Annotated in this window: 11 protein-coding genes; 6 read left to right on the forward strand and 5 right to left on the reverse strand. The window is 40.9% G+C overall.

Annotation, left to right across the window (positions count from 1 at the left end):
- Positions 1-102 precede the first annotated feature (102 nt).
- Genes B4Z47_RS24330 through B4Z47_RS24340 form a run of 3 tightly spaced genes read right to left on the reverse strand, consistent with a single transcriptional unit; the run spans position 103 to position 1,952 of the window.
- Positions 103-549, reverse strand: coding sequence for a hypothetical protein (locus B4Z47_RS24330; RefSeq protein WP_070568976.1), 447 nt, complete (start codon positions 547-549; stop codon positions 103-105).
- 1 nt (position 550) lies between these two features.
- Positions 551-1,561 (reverse strand): AAA family ATPase, encoded by a 1,011-nt coding sequence (locus B4Z47_RS24335; protein WP_070568975.1) that lies wholly within the window; start codon positions 1,559-1,561, stop codon positions 551-553.
- Position 1,562: 1 nt separating this feature from the next.
- Positions 1,563-1,952 carry a hypothetical protein gene (locus tag B4Z47_RS24340; protein WP_070568973.1) on the reverse strand — a complete coding sequence of 130 codons (390 nt, stop codon included), beginning with the start codon at positions 1,950-1,952 and terminating at the stop codon, positions 1,563-1,565.
- 594 nt (positions 1,953-2,546) lie between these two features.
- Here B4Z47_RS24340 and B4Z47_RS24345 point away from each other — a divergent pair.
- The 4 genes from B4Z47_RS24345 to B4Z47_RS24360 are packed head-to-tail and all read left to right on the forward strand — an operon-like array spanning position 2,547 to position 8,359.
- Positions 2,547-2,933 (forward strand): hypothetical protein, encoded by a 387-nt coding sequence (locus B4Z47_RS24345; RefSeq protein ID WP_070568971.1) that lies wholly within the window; start codon positions 2,547-2,549, stop codon positions 2,931-2,933.
- A gap of 18 nt (positions 2,934-2,951) precedes the next feature.
- Entirely contained in the window at positions 2,952-3,749 is a 798-nt protein-coding gene (locus tag B4Z47_RS24350; RefSeq protein WP_070568967.1) for a TlpA family protein disulfide reductase, read from the forward strand.
- Positions 3,750-3,756: 7 nt separating this feature from the next.
- Positions 3,757-6,954 carry a SusC/RagA family TonB-linked outer membrane protein gene (locus B4Z47_RS24355; RefSeq protein ID WP_286728128.1) on the forward strand — a complete coding sequence of 1,066 codons (3,198 nt, stop codon included), beginning with the start codon at positions 3,757-3,759 and terminating at the stop codon, positions 6,952-6,954.
- A 10-nt stretch (positions 6,955-6,964) separates the two neighbouring features.
- Positions 6,965-8,359, forward strand: a complete 1,395-nt coding sequence (locus tag B4Z47_RS24360) for a RagB/SusD family nutrient uptake outer membrane protein (protein WP_070568962.1) — start codon at positions 6,965-6,967, stop codon at positions 8,357-8,359.
- 73 nt (positions 8,360-8,432) lie between these two features.
- Here the strand turns inward: B4Z47_RS24360 and B4Z47_RS24365 are convergent, their stop codons facing one another.
- Complete coding sequence (locus B4Z47_RS24365; protein ID WP_070568960.1) at positions 8,433-8,774, reverse strand: hypothetical protein; 342 nt, start codon at positions 8,772-8,774, stop codon at positions 8,433-8,435.
- Positions 8,775-8,920: 146 nt separating this feature from the next.
- Complete coding sequence (locus B4Z47_RS24370; protein WP_070568957.1) at positions 8,921-9,391, reverse strand: MauE/DoxX family redox-associated membrane protein; 471 nt, start codon at positions 9,389-9,391, stop codon at positions 8,921-8,923.
- 261 nt (positions 9,392-9,652) lie between these two features.
- Here B4Z47_RS24370 and B4Z47_RS24375 point away from each other — a divergent pair, with 261 nt between their 5' ends.
- Positions 9,653-10,186: an RNA polymerase sigma factor gene (locus tag B4Z47_RS24375; protein WP_070568953.1), complete on the forward strand. Its 534-nt coding sequence runs from the start codon at positions 9,653-9,655 to the stop codon at positions 10,184-10,186.
- Positions 10,187-10,215: 29 nt separating this feature from the next.
- Positions 10,216-11,514, forward strand: a complete 1,299-nt coding sequence (locus tag B4Z47_RS24380) for a FecR domain-containing protein (RefSeq protein ID WP_070568950.1) — start codon at positions 10,216-10,218, stop codon at positions 11,512-11,514.
- The last annotated feature ends 197 nt before the right edge of the window (positions 11,515-11,711 follow it).

Genomic DNA, 11,711 nt, shown 5'->3' on the forward strand with positions numbered 1-11,711 from the left:
AGGCCTGTAAAATTAATCAGCCTCTATTCCTAAGGAAAGAGGCTGATTAATTTTATAGTATGAGTGTTGTTTTATAAGGATTTTATCTCTTAACTGTTTAAATTACACTACTTGTTCATACTGTATCTGTTTTCGTGTCACCATTAATTTATGGTCCCTATATAGCTTTTGCTGTAAAGTTTTAAACTTTTGATCTGCCGCTTTAGGCACCGCACTCGAAACGACTACACCTACATATTGGGAGGGAGCTGCTTTGAGCCTTTGATTTACAATATCAAAGGTACTTTTGATCTGAAACAATGCATCATCAACAGATTGACCTTTTAATTCAACTAAAAATATCTTCTTATCTTCCTTTATATAGAATAGAAAATCACATTTCCGAATGTCATTATCTATAATGAGACAATTATCTACACGGACTTTACAGATAGTTTTACCGTTCCGATTGTTTAATACAAATTTCTTCCCGTTTTCTAAAGCAGCCGTACTATTGCTATAACATTCTCTATTTCCTCCTAATATTTCAAAAATCTCATCACAGGCCATATTAAGAATATCTTAGGGTTAACAGATTTTCAAATGTGTTGCTCAGTTCTGCCGAGACATCATCAATATTTGATGGGCCAATAGATCTGAGTTCTGGATCTAGTGTTGAACAGGAGCTTCCATCACTGAAAAAGTAACAGGACACGGAATCAAAATCTAGCCACAATGATTCTGGAACTAATTTTTTAACCTCATCTTGTAGCTCTGGTCGTTCATTTACTATGTTCCCAGCCTGTATTAAATTATCTATCGTTGTCAATAAATATGGGCTATGTGTAGTAATGATCAATTTATCTTGTGATATGTTTATTCGTTCCATGATAAATTCAACTAGGTCCTTTTGTGAAGAAGGGTACAGATTGAGTTCCGGTTCTTCTATTACAAAGATATCATCCTCTTTTTTTGAGGGCTCGCTGTTATGTTGTACAACAAGTAACAATGGGACGATAGACTGAATACCGCTCGAAGCTTGAGACAGTTTAATGGTCGTGTCGTTGCGGACTTCGATATAATCGGTGCCATCCTGCCAGCGATATTTTGCGCCTAGGAAATCTATCGCCATTTCTTTAATATTCGTCCGGGCATTCTCGAACTTGGCGCCGAAATCTATCAGCCATTTAGGTAAGGCGACATCACTACTCATCAGGCTAAAAATCGACTGTGACAATGTGGCAAAGAATACTCTTTCTGCTGGTATATAAATAGGATTCAAAGCGTGGATTTGCTGTTTTTTCAGCCTATTAGTTTCAAACCCATTTCCTTTTATTTCGGTAAATAATTCGCCGACTTCATAACGGATCAGTGTGTCACTTCCTATATTGAAGTCAATATTGTAATTGCTTAACGCCTTTTCAAAAAGTTCTATTCTATTAATTCCGCTTTTAAATATGGAGATCAGTTTTGCAATGGTACTTTTACCGCTTGATGTAATACCTATATAAATGTTAATATCTTTTATTTCAATATCAACATGCACTAATGGCCCAAAATTCTTAACGATCAATTTTTCCATCTTAATTTCTTTTTTTGCTACTTCTCGTTGAATCTTCTTTAGCTTCCTGTAGAGCAATAACTTTTTTCTGAGTTTCGATAAGCTCAGTTAAAGATCTAATCCGCTCGTTTTTATTTTCGATTTCGGATCTGAGTTCATCTACTGTTGTTTGAAGTACCAAGACTTGTTGGCCAAACATACTTTTAATAGGCTCTTCGTCTAGATAGTATATAAATAGATTTTTATTTAATAGTTGTGAGAACTTAATAAGCTTATCAACATCTATCGTCGCTCTTTTATATATATCATACATTGTTGACTCACCTACATTGACGTAATCAGCTACAAATCTCACTTTTAATCCTCTTTCTTTAACTAAGTCATGTATCACTTTTCCTATATGTACTGCCATAATACAAAGCTGGACAATAGCGATTAATTAAAAGCTATTCTTAACTATAGTTTATTTGTGTTAAAAACTATGATTTTATTGTAGTTTTTGTGTTTTATCCTTATATTTGATATGAAAATAGGATGTTATATAGATTATACTCTCTTTATATGAAGTATATCATTCTGTTTAAATAGGGAATGGAAATAAGGCATCTCCTAAATAACTAAAAAAAATAGACAATTATGAGACCAAAAAATTATTTTGATTCAACATAAAATAGTAAATTTATAGCCTTATTTAACGGCTCACGAAGTTGTATCTGCCCCCTACCGACCAAAAAATTAAGGAAAGCAGATACGCCGGGTGAAACCCCATGCCATGTATTTTTTTCCCTATGGGATAGATATAGCATAAGGTGTGGGCAGCTCACCCGTCTTTTCCACCTTGGTCGGTAGGGGGACGGGCAGAGGACCACGCTTTACTTTTTTATTTAATTCCTTTCCCGTCTATAACTTAATTTATAAATCGATTGATTATAGACGATTATGTATAGTATAGCCTCGTAAAGCTTTATCACCTATATATTCTTATAATTTTCAATATCACTACATCATGCGGAATATTGAAATAAAGAAATTGCTTCGGAATATGACGGAAATCGACATGGATATATATTTCAACATCCATGTCGAAGGATATGATCCTATTCAGAATATTATTGCTTTTTGGGAAAGCTATGATATTGACAGTATCAGCGTGTATATTGAAGAACAGGTAACTATCTGCATGGGGAATCCCCAGAATAAAAAGCTGTTGTTCAATACCAATGAATTAAACGATTTCAATAAGGCATTGGTGCGTTTGGTCATGTCCTATTTAGTGTCCCTTGTCCGTAAACTGGATTTTCGGCATGCGGATCTTTCAGAAGTGGTTGATAAACACGAGCGAGAGCTAAAAATCAGCAAACAAATGCACGATTTTTTTAATCGTCTGAATTGATCTTAATTCAGACAAATTATGCAAACTTTAAATCTATTTGCAATAGTTAAAGTAAATCTTACCAATATCAAAATATGGAATAAAGAAGCGATATTATTGTCGGCAATGATATTGTTTCATGTGTTTAGTTTATGTTGTTCCGCACAGTCCGTGGAAACACGGGCTGACAGCGGATCTATCCCTAGGATCACCAGAGAGAATGTACCTTATCTTGTAGATATTAAAAATGCAAATGATAAACGGCAGACGATTCTTTATTTTCACCCAGATGCAGACATAAAGAAGTATCCCCTGTTTGTATATAAACCAAATGTGGAAAAGATTAACCCTATCAGTAATGAGAGTAAAATTCCTGACGATATATTGGATCTTCCCATCCGCATCGTTAATGATACCCAAGGGAGAGATAGTATAACAATACGGGAGCTTTCCAAAGACAAAATATTGGTGCTCGATTTTTGGGCACGGTGGTGTTCCCCCTGTATAAAAGCTATGGACAAATGGCAGGACCTGCAACCAGAATATAATAAACAAGTGCTTGCTGTAGGAATGATGTTGGACTGGGACTTTATGGCTGAACTGATGATTAAAGAAAAGGGATGGTCAATGCCCCAATTGGTTGGTCCAGAGGTTTGGTTATTGAACGCTTATTTCTGTGGCAGATCAGTAACGGGGCCATCAGCTTGGGTCAGGAATAACGTCTTTATCGGCATTCCCGATACCAAAGCGGATACCAAACGCTTACTTGATAGATTGATAGCTGGCGATATATCAACGATACCGCAGGAGCTAAGGTTGAAATCGGATATCAGATAAGGGGGATATGAAAAAAGCGATTATAATTTTGATGTCCCTTATGTTAGTTGTTAAGGTAAGAGCACAGATCTCCGGTCACGTTTATGATGAAACTGGAAAACCACTTTCAGGAGTTACCATAAGTCTAAAGCACTATGTTAAATCCGTACAGTCAGATGAAAATGGGCGTTTTGATCTTGGCAATGTTCCCCTTCCTGATTCTTTAGTGGCCCGTTATATGGGTTTTGGGGTATATAAAGAGCACCTGAGTTCGCCTACGACGAGATTGAAAATTATCATGGAAAGAAGCCAGCAATCTCTTGGTGAAGTTGAAATAGTGCAAACAGGATTTTATCAGGTTCCAAAGGAAAGGGCGACCGGATCATTCACAATGATCGACAATAAACTGCTCAATCGCTCGGTTGGCGGGAATATACTGCAACGCCTTGATGGTGTCGCTTCGGGCGTACAGTTCGTTGCACCAAATGGTACAAAGCCATCAGACATCCGTGTACGTGGTCTAGCCACGATACAATCGGACGCAAGTCCTTTGATCGTCGTGGATAATTTTCCTTACGATGGAGATATAACTTCTATCAATCCAAATGATATCGAAAATATTACCATTTTGAAAGATGGGGCTTCGGCATCAATATGGGGAGCAAGGGCAGGAAATGGTGTGATCGTCATTACAACCAAAAAGGGAACGTATAATAAGCAAGGGCAATTAGCTATCAATAGCAATCTGACCCTCGGAGACAAACCTGATCTGCTTTATGGCCGCAACCGTCTCCCGTCGTCCACAGTAATGGAAATCGAAAAGGAAAAATACAAAAACGGCGGGTACTATCTCCAGAGTGCACAGCAGATCCCCTTTCCTGAATATGTAGAAATGCTTATAGCACTTGAAAAAGGTTCATTAAGCCCCGAGGAATTCACAAGGAGGGAAGCTATTCTGCGAAGCACCGAGGTACGCAATGAGGCAATGAAATATCTTTACCAACCATCTTTATACCAACAATACGCGCTGAATGCCCATGGTGGTGGCGACCGTTTTACCTATTATGTTTCAGGCGGGTATGATAAAAACCGGAACAATGAAATCGGGTCAGACAATGATCGGGTGAATTTTAATCTACAGAACACTTTTAAACCCATTAAGGCATTGGAACTGTCAACATCGCTCTGGTACAGTAAGCAGGGAAGCAGAAACAATCAGGTGAGCTTAAATGACCTAAAAGGGAATTCAACTCATGTGGACCTATCCCCGTATCTCCGGTTGACGGACGAAAAAGGTGCCCCGCTACCCATTATCAAAAACCACAGACAGTCCTATGTAGGACAAGCAGAAGAAAACGGCCTGTTGGACTGGAGGTATATACCCTTGGAAGAGCGTGGACTCATGGACAAGCGCAGTTATCGTGATGAACTCCGTGCCAATATCGGAGTAAGACATAACTTTTTAAAATATTTCGACCTGAGTGCTACTTATCAATATATAAGAGGGAATTCGGGCAGTACGGCGCTATATGATAAGGATAGCTATTACGTGCGGAATTTGGTCAATTACTTTACACAGCCAAATGGCACCCAAATTATTCCTTATGGCGGGATATTTCAGGATTTAGCCCGTATTCATTCCAGAAGCCACTCCACAAGGGCACAGCTAAACTATACACAACGTTTCAATCAGGATCATGATATAAATGCTTTGGCAGGGGCAGAAATCAGGGAACAGGTTGAAAACACCGATCCGGGATTCACACTGTATAATTATGATCCCGAATTGATGATCGGGAACAATAATTATAATTATACTGAAAATTATCAGACACGGCCCAGTGGGCGGTCAAGACTGATGGCTCCGCCTTCGGCAAGGCAGCAGCTTATTGACCGGTATCTTTCCTATTTTGGAAATGTAAGCTATACTTATAAAAACAGGTATATCCTTTCTGGCTCCCTGCGATGGGATGGCTCTAACCTGTTTGGCGTAAAGACGAATCAAAAAGGTACCCCTCTTTGGTCCACGGGTGCCAGTTGGGACCTGACAAAAGAAAGCTGGTTCCAACTTCCTTCGATTGACTATATGCGCTTGAGGGCTACTTACGGTATCGCCGGTAATATAAACAGGAATGTCAGTGCCCTACCTACCATCAGCTATTCGGCAAATGACCCAAATACAGGGCTTCCGGTAGCTATTGTCCGGAGTATCGGTAATCCATCGTTGCGATGGGAACAGGTAAAGACCCTGAATTTTGGTATGGATATGCGGTTACTCGATAGCCGTATTTCGGGAAGTATCGACTTTTATATAAAAAATGCTACCGATCTGATAGGGGCCAATATACTTCCGACAAGTGTGGGAATTTATCCGGGAAGCAGTGCGGAAAACTCTAACTTGATGAACTATGCCGATCTTAAAACCAAAGGGATTGATATTCAGCTCAACAGCCAAAATTTCCGGGGAAAATTTAGCTGGAACAGCACCCTTCTATTCAACTTTGTCGAAAATAATGTTACAGGATACTCTGCAAATAGAAATATTGCGCTATATAATTATCTTTTGGCACCTTCTGTACCTGTCATGGGAAAAAGCAAGGATATCTTATTTGCGTTACCAAAATATTCACTCGATCCTGACGACGGTACTGTGCAAATGTTTATTGATGGACAACGTGTGCGGAATGGAATAGATTATTATAACAGTTTATCCCCTTCGGATTTAAGAAATGCAGGGGTTACGGTGCCGACAATATATGGCTCTTTGAGAAATGAGTTTAAATGGAAAAGCATGAGCCTGTCTTTCCTGATTGCGTGGAAATTGGGGCATGTATTCAGGCGTCCGACCACTGTACCCGGCGGTGAATACAGACAGCAGTACCATATGGATTACCTGAACAGATGGAAGAATCCCGGAGACGAACGATGGACAGATATTCCCGCTACATCAGCTGACCCCAGCGATAATCTGTACAGCATGTTTGAACAGTATGAAAATTTCGTGACCAGAGGAGCACATTTCCGTTTACAGGATATAAGCTTTTCCTATGATCTTCCTGCTGGCATACTTCCGGGACAGATGTTTAAGAATATCCAGTTCTACGCTTATGCCCGCAATCTTGGAATTTTATGGAAAGCGAATAAATATGGTTTGGACCCTGCTTATCCAAATGCGGATTATGTCGCACCGAAGAGTTTTTCTCTTGGACTTAAGTTGAATTTATAAAAATCAAATAATGAAAAATTTGAGAAAATATCTGATAATTTGTCTTGTCATTACTTTGGCAAGCTGCGGAAAGGATTTTTTGGATAAAAAACGGACTTCCAATCAGGTGGTGCCAAAGACAGCCAAAGATTATTTGGCAATTCTGGGCAGAAATATTATGTATACGACCTCTACCGATCTGGCTTATCTGGGAGCCGACGAATATTATGTCAAAAATGGGGCTGACCTTATAGCCGGATCGCAATACACACCGATTCATCAATTTGCCTATCTGTGGAAGGACAATGCTTACGGCAATGAACGAAATCTGAGGGATTGGGATCTGGGGTATGAGCGGATTATGATTGCCAATCTTGCGCTTGATGTCGAATCGGCCAGTATTGGAGCAGATGGGCAAAGGGACATAGATAGGGTAAAGGTCAGTGCACGTTTCCATCGGGCTTGGAATTTTTACCAATTGGCACAGGTATTCTGCAAGCCATATCAGGAAGCGACTGCCGATAATGAACCCGGGCTGCCACTACGTTTGGATTATGATGTTTCCATCAAATACGGGCGTTCGACATTGAAACAGGTTCACGAACAGATCCTGAAAGATCTGACCGAGGCGGAAAAGGTGCCGATACAAGACGACGATAACCCTTACATGCCCGGAATAACGGCGGTGCAGGCGCTATTGGCACGGGTCTATCTCGGGCAGGGAAATTTTGGTATGGCGCTAAAATACGCCGATATTGTCCTAAAAAAGAAAAACACGCTTGTCGACTATAATAAATTGACAGGCACGATCTCAAACCTTGGAAGTAGCTATTTCGACGTTTACGGCAAAAACAATCCTGCCATCATCTTTTATTCTGTTGAAACCGTCGGGGGCATTATCGGGGCAACCCGAAGAAATGCAGATACATTGTTTATAGCGTCCATTGAGCCGGAGGATCTGCGAAAAAAGGTGTACTTTTTTACACGGCCTGATAATACAAAAGCATACACTGGCTCTTATAGTGGTAAGGGAGCGATAGAAGCGTTTACAGGTTTAAGTGTAGAAGAAATGCTCCTGATCCGGGCGGAATGCTACGCTCGTACGGGATCTCCACAACTAGCTCTCGATGATATCAACTTTTTGCGAAAGAATAGATTTGAGCAAAGTTCTTATAGGGTTATAAGACTTGTAGAGATTGATGATCTACTGTTGTATATACTCAAAGAACGGCACAAGGAGCTTTTTATGAGAGGAAGGCGTTGGGAAGATGCACGGAGGCTAAATCTCGAAGGAAAGTATCCTGTAACGTTTTCAAGAGTATTGGACGGTGTACAATATTCATTGAAACCGAATGATAAGAAATGGACTTGGCCAATTCCGCAATCGGAGACTGAAGCGAATGGGATCGAGCAGAATGAACGGTAAAGAGGGAGGCTATCTTGCCTCCCTCTTTGATGAATATTGGTCCAATTAATGGAATTTTGTTAATTAACAATAGTTATTGATGCTGACGAAAGTCTTCGGAAGTGAACCCTTCATCGTTTGCTTCCTTAACCGTCGCTGGCATATCTGCCGGATTTAGGGCATCGCTCAACTGTACTGCACATGTAGCACCGGGGCTGGTATTACAATCTATTCCGCTTGGTTCTCCTCCTGGATATAACCCTTCAATTTTTTGATTGGAAGGAGTATTCCCATTTGCTGGATTAATCAAGCTCACTTGGTACCAAGTCGGTGTGGCTTTTTTACTTTCATGGTTTTTCCATGAAACAGTCAAGCCAACGACACCCACAAGTACGGTGATAGCGCCTAAATTCAATTTTTTAAATATCGTTTTCATAATAAAAAAATTTAATAGTTAACGTACTCTGATTTCATCAGGCCCATCGCATGGCCTGCCTCTTGCTCCATCACCGCGGTCTTGGAAAGAGGTAATGTCCTTTGATCTTTTGCAGGGTAGACCTATGCCCTGCAACTGCGATTCATTTATGATAAGATGGTACCCTCCTTCCTGCCAAGATCGGGGTTGACGTCCCTTTCCGTATGGCTTTTGTGGGCCAATACCCAATATGATATACCGATGGCTATAAATATGCTGTTCAGCGCGATGTGTAGCCAGTGATTGTTTGTAGGCCAGATGCCTGCACAGGCGCATGGTGTATGTCCCATGACCCCAGTAATCCCTATAATCAGGTAAAGGGTGAAGCCGGCAATTGTTAATGTTGAAAGCCTGATGCCAAGCGAAACTGTAGGCTTATATAACAGCATACAGATCAGAACGATATTTACAAGTGGCAGGGTCAATAGAAGCATGTCACTCATCCAGAGCGGCAGTCCCTGCATGGCGATCTCGCTCTTAGTAATCTCCAGGTTCCAAAGCTTGAGCACCAGCGTACTGCCCCAGAGCAGTGTAAAGCCGTAATGTGCAGTATAATTTATGTATAATTTTATTTTCATGACTTCTTAATTTAATCAATACAATTTCACGTTACATTTTTTATGTAACCTGCTGTTTGTTAGATATTTAATTTGTTTATTTAATTTTGTCTTCGTATCTTAGTTTTACCGATTATAAAACTCTTTCTCCTTTTACTATATCTAGCAGAAATGCGGTAATCGTACCGCCTGAAAATCAATATTTTTTATATGTATCTGATAATCAGGTGATAAAAATTATTCTTTTTAAAAAGAAATTGCTATGAATATAATACTTAAGATATGGAAGAAGATAGTTTTAAGCGACTGGCAGAGGAGCCCGAGTTGGCTATAAACCAGATCATGAAACGTTATGGGCTTCAGCTCAAAACACGCATCCGGCAATTTATCAAAGATGATGACGAATTGGTGAAGGATGTCTTTTCCGAGACCATTGCTGCTATATGGGCGGATGGAAAGCGGGTGTCTACGATGAAAGAACCATTTGCCTGGATGATGAACATCGCCAAATATCAATCCCTGAATGCCATCCGGGCCGAGCATAAAGATATCAAAGCATCTCTAGAAGATGCGCTGCTACTCACGGACAGCACGCATGCGGATACGGTGTTGGACTACGAGGAACTCTATCTGCGATTCTTAAAAGCTACCGAACAGCTGACGCCGAAGGAGAAAGAAATACTTCTGAATGCGAAGATGCAAGGGTTTGAGAATAAAGAGATCGGAACAATGTACGGTATTTCGCTACAGCGGGTCAAGAATATCACAAGTACAGCGATCAATAAAATCAGGCGTGCACTCAGAGACTGGAAATAATTTTTGTTTGAAAACTTAACGGGAATAAAATGGATCAAGATAAAATAGTTATAGAAGAATTGTTAAGGAAACAATTTTTAGGGGGCATCAGTAAAAGTGAAATGGCGGATCTGGAGTGCCGAAAATCAAATTATTCCGAAGAAGAGTATGATAAAATTGTCGTAAGGGTATTAAGGGAGCTGGAAGGACAATTACCAAAAGATCCCTTGGACGATTGGATGCCTGACTACGGTGAAATAAAACGTCGTGGAGAAGCTATCCGCAGACAGGGAAAAATAAAACGATATGGCACATTTGGATATGCAGCGGCTTTATTGCTATTTATAGTAGGTATGTTGTTATACTTACTTTACTCAAATAAAAAAGAGCATGATGCTATGCTGCATCTTGAGAGCGCATGTCTTGGCATCGATGGTGATGCTGAGATCCCCTTGATTGAGTCTTCCTGCCTGTTGTTGGCTGCCGATTCAACATGGATAAGGGCCGGCCAGGATACATTTGGTACAATAGCACAGCTTGGGGATCTGGCCGTCATCCGTACTCAGGAAGGGCTTTTGCGCATCCGGAGAAAACAGATGAAAAACGGTCATATATCCAATCTAAAAAGTCTGGATATTTATACTGCTGCACGCCAACAATGCGTTGTTGAACTGGAAGACGGCACCAGGGTTCGGATGAATGCGCAGTCCCGGTTGAGCTATCCGATCCGAAAAGGAGATTCAATAGAAGTATACATAAAAGGAGAGGCTTATGTTGATGCTGATAACCGCTATAAAAGCACGCCTTTGATTATCAGTACGGAAAAAGGCAAAGTAACGGCCACGCGTGCTGATTTTTTGATCCGGTCTGATACGGGTAACATGAAGACCATGCTCAATTCCGGAACAATGCAGGTCTATTCACATAAGCTGAACAAAGTGCAGTTCATGGCCTGCCCCGGAGACTTTGTATATGTAGGAACCAAATACGCATGCCACAATCAGCAACCCCGTGATACAATGGGTTATGTGGCAGACCAGGATTTCGAAGAAGCTAAGATGTGGACCCGTAAAATCCGTGTCTATAAAGATATGCCTCTGCTGGTCTTTGTAGATGAGATGAGCCGCTGGGAGGGGTTTACGATCAAAAAATGGGACTGTATCCCAAAGGACAGACATATTTCGGTATCTATCTGTTATCGGAGTGGTCGTGAAGAAGTGTACAGTGCTATTCGTCAGGCAGGTGTTCTTCTGAATGAGGAGAAGGGGATGGTCAGCTTCTGTCCTGAGGATAGACTGAATAGAGTGGCGATGAAGTTTTCAGATGACAGAAAGAGAGGATTCTGGTAAAAACGGGTAAACAGGTTACTTGGGCATGTTTGACGTTTCCACATTTTCCAACAGGTAGTCTTACCTCGCAGCCCGTTGGTTTTGTCCCGCGCGCATTTGCGGCTTGCGGAATCCCACCGCACCGCCCTTGCCGTTCCCGCCATTTGGCTGTTTACGGAGTGAGGCTTCAATTCGTTTCGGGGCTATAGCCCCGAAAC

Origin of the sequence: Sphingobacterium sp. UBA2610, assembly GCF_002339225.1 — a bacterium.
GTDB lineage: Bacteria > Bacteroidota > Bacteroidia > Sphingobacteriales > Sphingobacteriaceae > Sphingobacterium > Sphingobacterium multivorum.